Source organism: Anaeromicropila herbilytica, assembly GCF_016591975.1.
GTDB classification, from domain to species: Bacteria; Bacillota; Clostridia; order Lachnospirales; family Lachnospiraceae; genus Anaeromicropila; species Anaeromicropila herbilytica.
The window spans coordinates 732,620-749,948 of sequence record NZ_AP024169.1 but is presented as its reverse complement, the minus strand read 5'-3'; the positions used below and the strand labels follow the sequence as shown (position 1 = coordinate 749,948).

The window sequence follows — 17,329 nt, the reverse complement described above, 5'->3', positions numbered from 1 at the left end:
AGCTCTTATACTCGCTTATTGCTTAATCGTTATATGCATTATATTACTTTGTTACTCAAACTTCGCAAGATAATCTACATTATACTTTATAAATTCAGGCAAAACAGTATATTAATTACCATGATTCATACTTTTACATCGCCCGGACTTTGACGAGTTTGTGAAGTTACACTTTTGACTCTAATCTTTTAGGATTAATCTTTGTACCATTGAGATTAACTCCTCCAAACGCTCTGATGCAATTTCTGAACTATCGTGCTTTTTTGCTATAAATTTCACTGGCGAAAATAGAATTGCATATAAATTATCATTGCTATAATTATTTAAGATTTCTCTTTTCTTTAGATCCGTTAATAGGTTATTTAAATCTGATAATCCCTTCATTGCTCCACAACTACTATGAAGAATTGGACAAGAACTATATTGTTCAATGAAATGAAATACTTCTTCATGTTCAATGATAAATATATAATACCTGCGAATTAACTCTGCGGTAATTTCTTTTCCACTCATATCAAGTGACAGACTATCAAGCAAATATTGGTACGTATCTTCTGCATATTCTTTATAGATTTCTCGAAGCATAGCATCTTTATTTTCATAATAAATATATACCGTTGCTGGAGATACTCCCGCAGTCTTTGCTATCTTAGAAACGGAAGTCCCTTGAAACCCCTCTTCTAGCATCAACTTCATGACTGCACTTTTAATACAATTTTTCTTTTCATCATCTTTTTTTCTCATGAATACCACCTAACTTTTCGTTTAAGGGTTAATCCTATAATAAATGATCATTCACTTATTGTCAAGTGTAAAATCTCTCTAGATAATTTGATCTAATCGTATTAGATGAGTCGCCCGACAAATGACCTGTTTCAAAATCTAGCCTGGCAATTTGCACAAAACAGAAAAAGCGATTGCGCCTTTGAATAGGTATTAGAAGATTTTGTTCTCGGATTATTTCGTGTTATATGCTAGGACAGATCTGTCTGAGCAAGGCGAGTTATCTGTCCTAGCATATGTTTTACATGAAATGGTCTGAGAACTAGATCTTCTTATACCTATTCAATGAAGCATGAGTTTTTCTGTTTTGTGCAAATTGCCTAGACAACCTCCCAAACAGGTCATTTGTCGTGCTCTCTTTAGATACTTTTATGAAATATTTACACTAGAGAATTTCGTAATTTATAGTGAAATAATTACCATATTATTATATAATAAAACAAAAATTATAACGGAGGTATTTTGTGAATCAACTGAAACAACGTATTAAAAATCATCCAGTAATATCATCAATCCTTGTTCTTCTTCTCGCAATACTATGTACTGAAGTAACCAAAGATAAAGGACAGGTATGGTATTATTCCATTGGAGCAATCACACAATTCTGTTTTGCTGGTGCGCTAATCATTTTGCTAAAATATCTTGATCTCTATAAAACTGCTGGAATTAGTTCTCCCCGTTCATGGAAACAGGTATGGTTAATTGCCCCACTTCTTATTTACTGCTATATCAATGGAGAAAGTTTTTTCACTGGTGAACTTCATATCAATGCATCACTAGGATTATGGTCGCTCTTCATAATCCACTATATATCCGTTGGTGTTTTCGAAGAAATGGTATGTCGAAGTACCATCATGAATCTGATGCTACATAAATGGGGCAATACTAGAATGGGTATATACAAATCAGTTTTATTGTCTAGCCTAATCTTTGGTTTGGCTCATCTAACAAATCTAATCTATGGACGTGGTGATCTGCTTTCTGTTAGTTGCCAAATTATTTATGCTATCTTCTTTGGTGTATTTTTTGGAGCTTGTATGATACGAAATGGCTCTGTAATTCCTGCTATGATTATGCATGCTTTTTTTGACATTTGTGGTAACTTCTCAGATTTAAAAAGCAAAAGCAATTTTATAGCTATCCATCAAACCTCCTTAGAAGGCGCAATATTAGTTATTCTGATGTTACTCCCAATGTTCTTATATGGGTTATTTATTCTAAGAAAAGCTGATTTACATAATACTTTGCTACATAAGAATGATACGATTGATTAACTAGAGCATGTTAAACTTTTACATCTTAGTTACTTATTTTTAAAAGAATATTTCAACATACGTCGTGTAACACTATCTCCATACAATGATATAAAGGAGATAAAATTATGGATAGAAAACGCGCAACCGAATTAGCCAATTCACTTGTAATGGCTGATGTCACTTATGAAGGACGTCCTATATATATTGAAAAAGTTAATTCAGGAAGAGAAACTGCGAGTATACATTTTCTTAACCAGCCTCATTATAGCCAGGAAGTATCTTTAACACAATTAGTAGAAAATCAATAAGAAAAAGGCATTAGGATGATGTGATATCACATTACCTCCTAATGCCTTTATTCAGATAGTGTTCCCTATCTATTCTACATTAACTTTTGATTTAATATTATCTTAGTCCTAACTTCTAATTAATCTTGCATTGCTAGGTGCCCCAGGTGTCTTTGGAATCTCTGGCGTTGTAGGAGTCGTTGGCGTGGTTGTATTGTCTCCGCTACCATCTGAATCCAGAACATTCACTTTGCCTGCTGTAGTTGCGGTTATCGTATTTCCATTTGCATCCGTAAAGGTGACATCAAATGTAATACCCTCCACATTCATACCCTTTGGCACAACCCATACCCATTCATAATATCCTGGTGATACTTCTGTCATTGAAGTGGTAAATGTTTTTAGACGATTAGCAAACTTCATCTCGCAAGATGCTGTTCCACCTTTCGTACTACGAAAGCTTACTGTTAGTGCATCTCCTGCCTTTAAGTTAACATCACTTGAAGGCGTCAATTCTCTGATTCCTTGTTCCTCTGCTGTAACATTAATTGTTCCTTTCGCAGTTGCAGTCACCGTATTTCCTGCGTTATCAGTAAATTCTGCCTCTACTCTAAGTCCATTTACGGAAGCTTCTGGAGCCACCCAGGTTCCAACATAATATCCTGGTGATACTTCTTTCATTACAATCCTATTATTTGACTGTGGTGATATTTCACTTGGAAGAACCACACGGAAAGCACCACTTCCTCCTGGCTCACTTTGAAAACTAACAGTAAGTGTGTCTCCTGTCGTCAGATACGTATTTTCTGATGGTTGTAAATCAGTAATCACTGGAAGTTCCTTTTTCACGGTTATAGTTACTGATTTTTCAGTTGAATTACCTGCTAGATCATATGCTTTTAAAGCAAATGTATTGTTTCCTTCTGTTACAATCTTTTCAATATGGAAGGCTCCATTTATAACTTCTACTGCTGCACCATCGAGCTCTAACTTGTCAAAATTAGTATCTGTAACAGTTCCTGTAATATCTACTACCCTTTGATTTGTCTCTATACCATCCTTTGGTCCAGTAATGATAAGTTCTGGTGCAACTTTATCTTTTATAACTGTTTTAGCAGCTGATGGTTCTGTTTCTTTTCCATTCAATACAGACGTTACTGTAATTACGCTTCTCTCCTCAGTCAGTGCTAACTGCTTACTAAATGCTTTGTTTGCTGTAGTTAATTCTCCAGTTTTCGTACCATTTACATATAAATTAACTTTTCCGTCTGCTTTAACTTTACCTTCTACCAAAATATTATCCTGATTGGTGTAAGTAATGTCTTTAAGATTCGTGATTTCAGGTGTATCAACGGAATATTCCATTCTTGCTCTTATCATTAATCCGCCCTTGGTATCTTCATCCTTTAACTTTTTAAAGGTATCCCCTGAATACAAATACGATCTGTCTGCATAAGGACTTGATTCATCAATTCCAGTTCCAGGTGATGAAGTTCCAATTGCTGTTTGAGAGGTAGCAATAAAGAAATCTCGATCTGTTGCAAATGCAAACTCCGATAAATCGATATAATTCCATTGTCCTCTTACAACGTTTACAATCTTAGGCTTTACATTCAATTTTACTGGATTTCCCGCTGAATCTGTATCATATATTGTTATACCAATTTGAGTTCCTCCTGGTGATGGCCAATTATCGCCCCAGAAGAATATGTTAGCTCCTTTTACTTTGCCGTACTGGGATGGGGTTACTCGTATTGCCAATCCATTACCTGCAGTATTCAGTACAAGTGCGTTTTCCCCTGTTCCATCATCATATGCTATTTCTTCTTCATATCCTACGAATCTCTTTAGTCCAATTTCAGTATCTGTTGTTTTATTTCCTACTACTGTTATGTTCCCTTCTCCTGATTCGAACTCATCAGCGATTACCTTAAGCGTATATATTCCTGCATACACATTTGGTATTGTAAATTCACCATTTTGATTTGAAGTAACGGCTGCTACCTTGGAATCTTCTTTTACTCTTATCGTGGCGTTGGCAACAGGTGCTTTGGAGTAGCGATCTACTATTTTACCTGCAATGGTTCCCTTTGGGATTTCCTCCAACTTAATATTCATCTTAATAACTTGATCTTCACCCAGATGGACTTTGACTTCTGCTGGATAATAACCATATGCTTCTGCTTTTAATGTCCAAGTTTCATCGCCTTTATTTGCAGCATGTTTTAGAGTATACTTTCCTGTTGCTGGATTCGTCCTTACACTTTTTCCTGTTTCAATAACTGTAACCATAGCATCCACAGGTAATCCATTGCTTGATGGTGAAATAGATTGAACCGCTGAATCATTTACGGTTGTATATTTGCCCTTTTGAATGGACTTAATATTATCTAATTTTAATGTAAGTGGCTTTAACTCTGTTTCTTTCTTTGTAGTCACAGTATTACCAAGCTTTAACTCTTTCTTTTGTTCTATCTTCTTTGCAACTCCAGTAGATGTATTAACGAATACATAGTCAATATACAATCCAGTTTTTGCTACAGAACCATCCGAAGTTAATACGAATCTTATTTTTACCGTTTTGCCATTATAAGATGAATCAATTGGTATATCAAGTTGACTCCATGTCATTCCATTTCCTGTTATGAATCCAGAAGGTGCAATATTTGCCCAATCAGACCAACTGTCTCCGTTCTTCTTTGATATCTGAATATATCCTTTATCATAATTATTCTCTAATTCATACCATTGGCCAATAGATAACACGCTACTTTGACCAGTAGGTAATTGAAACTGTGAAGACTCGATAAAGCAATTGCTTCCATTTTGATAACTGCCAGACAGGTTAGTTGCCCATACTTTTTGGCCACACATTGCATTTCCTGGTCCAGAGGTAGGTACTCCCCATTCCCATGAATTATTTGTTCCTCCTGTTGTAAAGTTACCATTATTTTGTTCAAAGTCAGCTACATATGTATACTGTCCAAGTGCTCCAACATTTACCGTTAATGGAGCTGTTAATACGCTATTATTTCCTGCATAATCATAGGCTGCAACCTTATAGTAATAAGCTCTATTTGCTACTATGTTATGATCTTCTAAAGTAGTACCAGAAGTCTCACCTAGAAGTGTATATTCACCATCTGCCACTTCTGAACGATACACCTTATATCCTTGTATGTCATTATCTGATGATGCGTCCCATTGTAATGCTACATTATTAAATAGAATTCTACCGCTTAGATTTGTTGGTGTAGTTGGTACTTCCTGATCGGTAGCAATTAATTTTGCATTGTCAAGATACCATCCTACCTTTTGTGTACTAGCATTTGTCTTCAATCTGAATGCTATATAGATTGGATTCGATGAGCCTATATATGGATTCAAGTTAATGGCAATTTCTTTCCACTGAGTCCCAGTTCCTGTATAAGTAGGTCCAACCTGATTCCACGTATCTCCGTAATTATTAGTTATATAGATAGCACCTAAATCTGCATTATTCTCTATATCATACCACTGGTTTACTCTAAACTGAGCAAAAGTTAAACTAGAATTTCTTAAATCAAGCGGAGCCGTAACTAAAATACTATCTGAACTATTCGAATAATTACCTGAAAGATTCGTACCGATTAACTTTGTACCACTGAATGCATCTGGGCCAACACCCTCTTTCGGTTCACCCCATTGCCAGTCACCACCTAAGATCCAACCGACAGGATTACTTTCAAAATCCGTCGTATACTCATCTGGTACAGCTCCAAATTTAACTACAATCTTATACTCATCAGAAGCGACTTCATTATTATCATAGTCAACTGCTATAATCTTATAAGAAATTCCTGGTTGTTTGATAAGATCACTTGGTATTGTTCCCGAATAGGTACCCGCTTTATAATCTCCTGATTTTCTAGTCATAGGTAATGTTACCCAATAGGATTTGCCATCTTGTTTTACTAACAACTGTGTATCTGTAATCGATACATCATCTGATATATCTGCACTAATCTCAAGGTCAGAACCAGAGAAAGTCTCTGTTACTTTCTGCGTATGACCAATTACTGGACTTGCTGTATCTTCACCTTCTATGGTTACTTTTCCTTCAATTGTACCAGTGCCTTTCGCAATTCTTGATACTGCTTCAAAGGCGTCAATTAATCCATATCCATACCCATTATTCGGATATCCAGCGTCATCCGTATCTTCCAAATGTACCGCTGTATCTTTCAGCAAAGATTCTACTTCTTCAATTGAAAGAGAATGATTCGCAGACAAGATTAACGCAATCGTACCTACTACTGCTGGTGTTGCCATACTTGTTCCGTCCCAACCACTTTCATAACCTCCAGGAACAGAGGAACGAATATTAACCCCAGGAGCTGATACGTCAGGCTTTAAATTATGATATGGTCCTGGTCCTCTTTGTGAGAAATCGCCCCTTTGATTATTAATATCAGTAGCTCCAACTGCGAAACTTTCTGGATAATTGGCTGGTGAGCTTACGGATCCTACAGGTGCTCCACCATTTTTCTGGTTTCCTGATGCAAATACTGGAATGATTCCAGCTGCTACCCAAGCTGTGACCATAGGTCTAAACCACTCATCTAATCCAGTACCGCCACCCCATGAGTTATTAATGACATCTGGTGCTGCTGAAGCATCTCCACCTGGTGCAAGCATCCACTGAGCTCCAGATAGTATATTATTATCAGAACCACCATCTGCTGTAAATGCTTTGGCTGCAATCCATTTTGCTCCTGGTGCTACTCCAATCTTGTTACTTCCATCTTTCTCTTGACCCAAGATAGTACCTAGGACATGAGTTCCATGTGGAATACTTGGTTCATCCACTGGAAGTGCACTATTATTAATAGGATCATACCAATTGCCTGTTGCATTTGGATGATCTGGATCGTTAGGATTATAGCCTCTCCATTTTGCCTGAAGCGCTGGGTGTGTCCAAGTTGCTCCTGTATCGATAGTTCCTACTACAACTCCCGTTCCATCAATTCCAAGATCCCATACTTCATCTGCTTTTACTTTTTCAACATTCCACTCTACACCATTCTCATTTGCTTGAATCTTTACCTTAGATACTTTAGGCTCGTCTAGTTTCACAATTTTGTTCTTATAGATTTTCTCTACTTCATCCATGTAAGCCATATTGCGAATGACATCTTTTTGGGCCTTAATATATACTGCATTAATGATGTAATATGGTGTGTACTCTTCTACGCTTCCCTTACTCTTTTCCTGTGTTATGTACTTTAATAACTTCTGTTGTGTGTTCTCAGCATTGTCTTTTAACGCATCAATTACTTCTTTTCTTACCTCAACTTTTGTACTACTTGGTGTTAAGGCCGATGAAAGTTCACTTTTTGCTTCCTTCGCGACCCCCATACTGTCTACCTGACTCTTTAGATAGACGATTGCTTCTGCATACTCTCCATCACCAATAGAATCAAGAAATCCCGATTCTATCTTGTTCATTGCTTCTGTTTTTAGATCCCCTTTTGTTGATGAAAACGGCAGAGAGTTATTGCTTTGTGCAAGAGCTGGAACTGAATTAATAATCATTGCAAAGACTAATAATACAGTTAGTAATCTTCTTACTTTCCTCCTAGTCATTTTAAAACACTCCTATCCTACTATATTTTTAAAAGAATTTGCCCCTCATAATTCCTCCCTTCTCTTTTGGGCACATGACTTTGCGCTACCTTGAGATTTATCACCTTATTTATTCTTACAATAATTTTGCGAGTTCTTTAAAAATATTTAAGGTAATTATATTCAGATAATTTATAAATATTCATATATAAATAAATTCTTTTATTTATATAGTGTTGGATGGATTTTGCTTAATTTAATTACTTTGTTTTTAACATATTAAAGCCAGTAGATTTTACCTACTGGCTTCATTCATTCGCTATTTATATTTCTTATATTCCTAATGTCTCGCGCGCTTTAAGCGAGACTATTCCTTCTCTTTGAGCCTCCACTCCTCCATCTTCTCCCTAGCTTCTCCAGTCAAGGAATCAAACAGATAATGTCGTCCTTTTTCCTGTTTTTCTTCATATTCCTGCTTGACTCTATGATTTGCTTCTTCCATCTCAACCTTAAGTTCTCTTGCAGATAATAAGCTAGCTCCTGCTCCTCTTATAATAATCTGTTGCAGACCATCCGATGTTGCAACTACTATATTATATTTCTGATTGTTATCATGAGCGAACTTTTCAATATACTGATCGGCTGTTTGTGCTTCCCTTGTAAATACCATATGAACATTATGATAATCCGTTATCTCCTCCACGTGCCCTTCCACACGGTAAGCATCAAACACTACAATGATCTGGCACTTTCGAATTCCTTGATAATTACTGAGTGCTTCTAGTAATCTCATTCTCGCACCATCCATATTATCCTCTACAAGATCTTTCAGTTCTGGCCATGCATGAATAATGTTATAGCCATCCACAAGGAGATATTCTTCCTTAGTTTCTCTTGGTTTCGTTGCATTAGAACTGGATTTATAGTAGCTCTCACTTGCACTTTTACGTTTTTTCCATATCGACTTTCTTCCCTGATTAGCATAGAACGTGCTATTAATAATCTGATCAATCTCCTCAGTATCAATCCATCCCTCCTCTGTTACAGGAGCCTGTGTTCTAAAAATTTCTTCAGCTGGTTCTTTTCTTTGCTTAAGATAACTTTCTACATGCATGTGACTCTTCACTTCATCCCAATTCACCAGATATCCCGCTCCATGAGTGCAGAAGACGGAACTTGTTGGATTATCCAGATCTCTCTCTGAATCGTATCCAATACTCTCTATTACCTCTACCTCATTATGACATGGTTCATACCCTTTCAGAGTACAGAATAGTCTACCAAGCCCTTTGGTATACGCTGTAACCTCTTTCTGATAATTTCTCATAGTAACAACAGGTGCACTTCCTATCAGAATTGAAGTCTCGCCATTTGTCTCTGATATCTCACAGTTACCATGCATTTTCTCAATGTCTACCATCGCTCTACCTACCATTTTCTCAGGTATTTCCAACTGAAAGGCATAATAAGGCTCCAACACTACAGATTTCGCTTCTTTTAGCCCCTGTCTAACGGCACGATAGGTTGCCTCCCTAAAGTCACCACCTTCAGTATGTTTATTATGAGCTCTTCCTGCGACTAGCGTAATCTTCATATCAGTGATTGAGGATCCTGTTAAGACTCCTCTATGAATCTTCTCCTCCAGATGAGTTAGGACTAGCCTCTGCCAGTTCTTACTCAATTCATCTTCACTACAATCATTCTGATATACTAGGCCACTTCCTAGTTCGCCTGGTTCCATTAGTAGATGAACCTCTGCATAATGTCTCAATGGTTCAAAATGCCCTACTCCCTCTACTACATTTTCAATCGTCTCTTTATAAACAATTCTTCCTGAATCAAAAGTCACTAAGACACCAAAACGGCTTTTGATAAGACTCTGTAGTATCTCAATCTGAACTTCACCCATAATCTGAGCTTGAATCTCTTGTAAATGTTCCTCCCATATGATATGAAGTTCTGGTTCTTCCTCTTCAATCTCTCGTAATTTAGGAAGCATCACTTTAGGATCCATGCCTTCTGGAAGTATAATCTGATAGGACAATACTGGTTCTAATATTGGTGTGTTCGAGTACTCCTCTATTCCTAACCATTCCCCTGGCTTTGTCTGGCTTAAACCTGTTACTGCACAGATAGAACCTGCCTTAAGGTCATTTACGGCCTCATATTTCTGTCCAGAGTAGAGGCGAATCTGATTGACTTTCTCTTCCCATATGCCATTTGTTAAGGAATCTCTTACCTTAAGCTTACCACCGGTAATCTTCATATGCGTCAAGCGATTCCCCTGTTCATCTCTTGATATCTTAAAGATCCTAGCTCCGAATTCTTCTGAATAAGCTGGTGTCTTGGTATAGGCATCGACTCCTCCCATCAATTCTTCCACACCTTCTAATCGTAGTGCAGAGCCAAAGTAGCAAGGGTATACTTTACGTTCCTTAATTGCCTCTATCATCTGTTCATCCTTGATACAGCCTGTATCCAAATAGGATTCCATAATATTCTCATCGCACATAGCTAGTTGATCATAAAATACATCTTCCTCTACTTGTCCAAACTCTACACAAGCATCATCCAACTGTTTTCTTATTTCTTTCATTAGCTTAAGTTTATCCGTTCCACTCTGATCCATTTTATTAATGAATATAAAAACCGGAATCCCGTACATCTTAAGTAAGCCCCATAATGTTCTCGTATGTCCCTGTACGCCATCCATGCCACTGATTACTAGAATTGCATAGTCTAATACCTGTAATGTCCTCTCCATTTCCGCTGAAAAATCCACGTGTCCTGGGGTATCCAAAAGGGTAATCTGCGTATCCCCTACTTCTAACATTGCTTGCTTCGAGAAAATGGTGATTCCTCTTTCTCTTTCTAATTCATAATTATCTAAATATGCATCTTTTTTATCGACTCTTCCTAATCTACCAATCTTACCACTTAGATAAAGTAAACTCTCTGATAAAGTAGTCTTGCCTGCATCTACATGAGCTAATATTCCTATCACTAATTTTTTTATCATCTATTTCAATCCTTCGCTTTTGTTAATGTATTGTAAACGCTCATATTACTAATTCTCCTTACTCTAAAAAAAGATAAAGATTGTTCATGAACGCGAATGTGATAATTCACAGACAAATATATTATCTACTAATATAATAACAGTAAGTTGTGAATCTGACAATTCAACGATAACTTTTGTTAAGATAAAATGAACCCACAATTTTATCCACTAGATACCACTTATAATTAAGAGTAATCCACAAATATCATTTCTATGCACAATGATTTAGTTATATTATTAACTGATTAGGATGTCAAAACTCAAACTCCTCAATAAAATCTATACTATTACTTGATAAAATTAGTCTTACTTAGCAATTAGTAATGTATTGAAAAGAAGCTCCCAAATAGACTTTTAATCTATTAAGGAGCCTCTTAATTAATATGAATTAACGTATCATTTGATGTTCTTAATGAACACTAGTTTTCCTTCATCTCTTCTGCAGTAGGATAAGAAGCAATTGCACCAGCTTTTAGAACGCTTCTACTGCAATAAGCATTGGAAAAGTCAAGGTATCTCTTCATCTGCTCAGAAGATAGCCCTGCAATACCCTCTTGACTGATTCCGTCATTAGCCATCTGATATAAGAACGAACCAATGAATGCATCTCCAGCTCCTGTTGTATCCACAGCATTTACTCTAAAGCCTTTAGAATCAACTTCTGTCGTTTTCGTATAAGCAGAAGCACCTTCTGGGCCTTTTGTAAAGACAACTAACTCCACATTACCACAGAATAATTGATCTTTCGCTTCTTCCACAGTCTTCTTTCCTGTTACGAATTCTAATTCTTCATCTGATATTTTTAAGATATGAGCTTTTGGAATATATTCTAATACTGCTTTTCTTAGAGCCTCTTCACTATCCCAAAGTGCAAATCGAAGATTTAAATCAAAGCTTACAATTGCTTTCTCATTAATAGCATATTCGATTGCTTTCTCGTGAGCCTGTTTCATAGGAAAATCGCCTAAAGATACGGAACAAAAATGTAGTGCGAAAGCATCCTTAAACCATTCTTTTTTTATATTACTTGGATCAAGCAACATATCTGCACCTGGTTTACGATAGAAGGAGAATTCACGATTACCATCTTCTTTTAATGCAACAAATGCTAATGATGTGTTAGCCTTATTGGTTCTTTGTACATAACTGCAATCAATCTGATAAGTTGCAAACTCATCTACGATTTTATCTCCAAATGGATCTTCCCCAAGCTGCGTAATCATTGCAGAACTTCCACCTAATTTTTGATATGCTCCACATACATTCGCTGGTGCTCCACCGACTGCTGGCATGAATGCACTAACTTCCTTTAATGGTTTTCCTATTTCGTTTGGAATAAAATCAATTAATGCTTCTCCAATGGCTAATAATTTTTTCATATTACATTACCTCCCTATTACTGTCTCTTAAAATTGCTCCTATCTGACGTCTCGGAAATATACAAATATGGTCATATTAATGAGCTTTTCTTTAACCTTTTATAGTCCTTGCATTTCATTTAGAGTCCAAAGTATATTTTCTTTACTTCCTTCTATTCGGATACTACGATCTTCTCCTTCAAAATAGAATCTAGTTGTTAACACGAATTCCCCTTGGTTAACATAGATCTCCATCATTGAGGTATCCACGAAGATCTGCATATGCTCTAGCTTTTCGACTTTCAGCTTACGAAGTTCTCTTCCTCTTCCAGCTTCTTTCGTCAAAGATAGAGATAGTATACCTTCCTGATAGGATATTATAACTTTTTCTACACCGCAGATATATTCTATTATACATGGTATATTAACTTCTGTCTCTATATCTAATTCAAAAATATCCTGTTGTACTTTAACCTTCTTATTAGATGGAATTATAAAACTTCCCTTTCGTAGCGATAGAATCTCCTCTACGGGATTCTGAAGAACCTTTCCATCTACAACTGTAATTTCTCTAGGGAAAGTAAGTGCATGTTGCCATCCATAATGAACGGTAGGTTCATTATCATATGGTGCGTCTGGTACACCTGCCCATCCAATGAGAATTCTACGTCCCTTCTCATCTTCAAAGGTTTGCGGTGCATAAAAATCATATCCCATATCCCATTCTGTAAAATCTTCTAAACTACAATCTTTTGTAATATTTCCATTTACCTTAAAGTATCCAGATTGATAGATATTCTGAAATCTGAATTTTTCTACCTCTAGCCCTTGGGGAGAAATAGATAGAATCTTTTCCTTTTGAACCTCAAAATAGTCTGGGCACTCCCACATATAGCCAAACATCTCATCTGTTGTGATTTCTTTATCATATTCCCAGTGATAAAGATCCTTAGAGGTAAATAATAGGGCAACACCTTTATCTTCCTTGGTTCTTCCACCCTGAATCATGTAAAATGTATCATTCTCCTTCCAGACTTTCGGATCCCTGATATGACAAGTATATTTCTTTGGATAATCTTTGTTAGTCATAAGAAGTTCCTTATCAGAAAAGTGTATACCATCCTCACTTGTTACTAGTACGGTATTCGCTTCCCTTCCACGAAGGATATAGTCATAATCTCCTTCATGTTTTACATTACCAGTATAGAACAGATACATGATGTCTTTATTAACTAGTGCACATCCAGAGTAGACTCCATCCTTATCATATGGCATATCCGGAAATAGGGGTGCCTCTTGGCACTCCCAGTTTATTAAATCTTTACTTGTATAATGTCCCCAAGCTTTCATCCCACCTCTGGCATCCAGAGGTGAGTATTGAAAGAATACATGATAGACTCCATTGATTTGGCAGAGCCCATTGGGGTCATTCATCCATCCTGTTTTTGGCATTAGATGAAGTTTCAGGCGATATTTATCATTTCTTTTAAGAAGGTTCGCTTCTTCTTCTTTTCTTATTGTCTGCTCGCGTAAGTATTTCCCTAATTCATTCACGCAACCACCATTACTTTCTCCCCTGCTTTCACTGACTTCTTCTCCTCAATTACAAATGTCTCATAATTGTCGGAATTCGTTAAGATAACAGGAGTTATAACATCATAGCCTGCTTCCTTGATTTTTTCAAGATCAAACTCTAATAGTAATTGACCTTTTTTAATGGAATCACCACTGTTAACTTTAGGAGTATAATATTTTCCTTCTAGGTTAACGGTATCAAGCCCTACATGAATAAGAATCTCTTCTCCTGTTTCAGAGGATATTCCTAATGCATGACCAGTTTCAAACACCATATCTGCTGTTCCGTCAAAAGGTGCATATACCTTTCCTTCCTCTGGAAGAATGGCAAATCCTTTTCCTAACATTTCTTTTGAAAAACTTTCATCATTAACTTCCGAAAGATTGAAAAGAGTACCATTCATTGGGCTGTTGATTGTCTTTTCGCTTCTTTGTTTCGCTTCTACTTTATTACTTGCTTCACTTGAAGTAATCTCGTTATTTGGGCTATTAACATCGTTAGTATTCTCTACTTGCGTACTCTTCTCTTTATATAGAGTCCAAGATATTGCAAATGCAATTGAAGATGATATTACTATTAAAAGTGCATATTGAGCTGTATAACCAGTTGTAATCAAGAATCCGAAGAATCCCGTAATACCATAAGCTGATGCTCCAATGTGTAATAATCCTGCTACTAATCCACCTGCTGCACCACCGATACAACCTGCGATAAATGGAGTTCCATAACGAATATTTACACCAAAGATAGCTGGCTCCGTAATTCCTAAGAAAGCGGATAAAGAAGCTGGTAAAGCCATTGCTTTTGTTTTCATATTTTTAGTTTTAATTGCTACTGCAAGTGCTGCTGCACCTTGTGCTACATTTGCTGCTGTCGCAATTGGCATCCACGTATTAACCCCATTCTTACTTAGAAGTCCTGCTTCTAGGGCGTTATACATATGATGTAGACCTGCCACAACAGTAGGTGCGTAGAATGCTGCCGCAAGGGCACTACCAATACCAAGTGGTAAGGTAATTAAAGTCTCTGCACCAGATAATACCCAGTTCTCTACTGTTGAAAATACTGGACCAATAACTGTTAACGTAACATAACCTGTAACTAAGACTGTAACTAAAGGTGTTACGAATAGATCAATAATTTCTGGTACAATCTTATGAAGTTTCTTCTCAATAGTAGACATTAACCATACTGCAATAATAACTGGAATAACATGTCCTTGATAACCTACAAGACGAATGTCAAAAAGCCCGAACCATACAGATGCTGTTGGTATATCTGCTGCTTTCATGCTGGATACTGACCAAGCATTAATTAAGCCAGTATGAATCATAATCATACCAATTACTGCTCCAAGGAATATGTTTCCACCAAATACTCTAGCTGCACTAATTGCAATCAAGATTGGCAAGAAAACAAATGCTGCGTTACTAAATAGATGAATAATCTGATATGTTCCAGAGTTAGCCATAGCTGGCCATACATTACATAAGCCCTCTAAAAGTCCCATAAGAAGTCCACTTGCAACGATAGCTGGAATAATAGGAACAAAGATATCACCTAGTGTCTTAAGTCCTCTTTTAACTATATTTTGCTTTTGAGCTGCTGCCTTTTTTACATCCTCTTTGGATGCCGTTTCAATTCCAGAGATTGTTACGAACTCATCGTAAACTTTATTTACTGTTCCAGTTCCAATAATGATCTGTAGTTGACCCTGTGCTGCAAATACTCCTTTTACTCCATCAATTTGCTCTAACGTCTCGTTCTTTACTTTACTATCATCAGCAATAACTAATCGAAGTCTTGTCGCACAATGTGCCGCAGATACAATATTATCCTTCCCTCCGATACAATCGATCACTTCTGTAGCGATTTTTCTGTAATCCATAGTATTTTCCTCTCCTATTTGTGTAATCATTCTCATATTTTTATTGTTATGAATAAAGATTAAGTTTACTTTGTTACATGATATCCGCTTTCTATTAAGTGGAATCGTTCTCACATCTGTTCTAATTATAGAGGGAACACGAATATTTGTAAAGGGTAATTTCCACCGAAACTCTGACTTAATTTTTAGATGTAATATACAAAAGAGGCTATCTAACGTAGCCTCCTTTCCTAGTTTTACTATTTTCTGGTTGATTCTTGTATATTCATACGATATCCCATTTTGATCTGTTTTTTAAAATCTTCTCCACTGCTTAGTATCTCAAGTAATAGTCTTGCTGATTCTTCTCCACTGGTATGATAATAAAAATGAACAGTGGTAATGGAAGGCTCTACAATCCCAGTGATCGCGTTGTCACCAAAACCAATTAATTGAATGTCGTCCGGGATTCTTTTTCCTAACTCACGTATATGTTTTAATGCTCCTACTGCAATACTATCCGTTGCACATAAGATGGAATCTATATCTGGTGATCTTTTCATTAGTCTATTTGTAGCTTCATATCCGGCTTCAACAGCAAAGTCTGCTTCTTCCATATATTTTTCTTCTGCCTTAATTCCATTCCTTGTTAGTTCCTCCAAAAAGCCTTTCTTTCTGTGAGTACCAGCTGCTTTATCTCTAGTATTGACGCCAATATATCCAATTGTCTTTCCACTTCCCACCAAAAGTCTCACTGCTTCTTTGGCAGCGTTGTAATCATCTTGATATACGCAAGAATATCCTTCCACTTGTTGTCCTAGAATTACAATTGGGACTTCCAGTTCTTTCATAAGGCTAAAATGTGCCTTAGTAAACATGGTTCCCATGAATATGATACCATCTACATGATTTTTCCGAAATGTTTTAAGATATTTGAGTTCTTCCTTTTCATTATTCTGTGTATTCGCCAAAAGAAGTTGATATCCAGACTCTGATAATACTCTACTAATCCCTGCTACCATTCGGCTGACCGACTCTGACTGAATTCTTGGTATAATTACACCAATAAGACCAGTAACCTGCTTTCTTAAGCTCTGTGCCTGCGCAGATGGTTGATATCCAGTTTGTTCTATGACATCTTTGATTACTTTTCTTTTTTCTTCACTTACATATCCATCATTCAGGTATCTAGATACAGTCGCTCTTGATACTCCTGCCAGCTTTGCAATCTCATTTATATTCATGCAGTTCTTCTCCTTGTTATTAGATTCAGTAGCTTCTTACGTTCACTGAACTCTATTTCAATAATATTATATCATACTTTAAACCCATTGCATATCACAGGCTGGCCTGTGATACTGCCACAAATAAAAAAGAGTGAAAGTATCCATATATGGCATACTTTTCTAATTTTATTTTTTTCACCTTGCTCCTACTTCGCAGTTATAAAAAGGTTGTAGTATAATAAGTATTATTGTATTTTATAATTCTATCATTTATTGACAAATAAATTGAAAAATATCGTAAATTTTGATAT

The 17,329-nt window shown here is 36.5% G+C and carries 9 protein-coding genes; 2 read left to right on the top strand and 7 right to left on the bottom strand.

Going from position 1 to position 17,329, the window contains the following annotated elements:
• Positions 1-180 precede the first annotated feature (180 nt).
• A complete protein-coding gene (locus bsdtb5_RS03110) occupies positions 181-744 on the bottom strand; it encodes a TetR/AcrR family transcriptional regulator (protein ID WP_271714594.1) in 564 nt (187 codons plus the stop codon).
• Between the two features lie 503 nt (positions 745-1,247).
• Between bsdtb5_RS03110 and bsdtb5_RS03105 the strand changes: the two genes are divergently transcribed.
• Together bsdtb5_RS03105 and bsdtb5_RS03100 are read left to right on the top strand one after the other, a co-directional pair.
• Entirely contained in the window at positions 1,248-2,057 is an 810-nt protein-coding gene (locus bsdtb5_RS03105) for a CPBP family intramembrane glutamic endopeptidase (RefSeq protein ID WP_271714593.1), read from the top strand.
• A gap of 107 nt (positions 2,058-2,164) precedes the next feature.
• A complete protein-coding gene (locus tag bsdtb5_RS03100; RefSeq protein WP_271714592.1) occupies positions 2,165-2,347 on the top strand; it encodes an H-type small acid-soluble spore protein in 183 nt (60 codons plus the stop codon).
• Between the two features lie 108 nt (positions 2,348-2,455).
• Here bsdtb5_RS03100 and bsdtb5_RS03095 read toward each other — a convergent pair whose 3' ends face one another.
• The 6 genes from bsdtb5_RS03095 to bsdtb5_RS03070 form a co-directional block, all read right to left on the bottom strand.
• Positions 2,456-7,951, bottom strand: coding sequence for a S8 family serine peptidase (locus tag bsdtb5_RS03095; protein ID WP_271714591.1), 5,496 nt, complete (start codon positions 7,949-7,951; stop codon positions 2,456-2,458).
• Positions 7,952-8,297: 346 nt separating this feature from the next.
• Positions 8,298-10,949 (bottom strand): translation factor GTPase family protein, encoded by a 2,652-nt coding sequence (locus tag bsdtb5_RS03090; protein ID WP_330611918.1) that lies wholly within the window; start codon positions 10,947-10,949, stop codon positions 8,298-8,300.
• Between the two features lie 461 nt (positions 10,950-11,410).
• Positions 11,411-12,370 (bottom strand): carbohydrate kinase family protein, encoded by a 960-nt coding sequence (locus tag bsdtb5_RS03085; RefSeq protein ID WP_271714590.1) that lies wholly within the window; start codon positions 12,368-12,370, stop codon positions 11,411-11,413.
• Positions 12,371-12,469: 99 nt separating this feature from the next.
• A complete protein-coding gene (locus bsdtb5_RS03080; protein WP_271714589.1) occupies positions 12,470-13,903 on the bottom strand; it encodes a glycoside hydrolase family 32 protein in 1,434 nt (477 codons plus the stop codon).
• Entirely contained in the window at positions 13,900-15,813 is a 1,914-nt protein-coding gene (locus bsdtb5_RS03075; RefSeq protein WP_271714588.1) for a PTS beta-glucoside transporter subunit IIBCA, read from the bottom strand. Before bsdtb5_RS03075 ends, bsdtb5_RS03080 begins: the two co-directional genes overlap by 4 nt.
• A gap of 239 nt (positions 15,814-16,052) precedes the next feature.
• A complete protein-coding gene (locus bsdtb5_RS03070; RefSeq protein ID WP_271714587.1) occupies positions 16,053-17,036 on the bottom strand; it encodes a LacI family DNA-binding transcriptional regulator in 984 nt (327 codons plus the stop codon).
• Positions 17,037-17,329 lie beyond the last annotated feature (293 nt).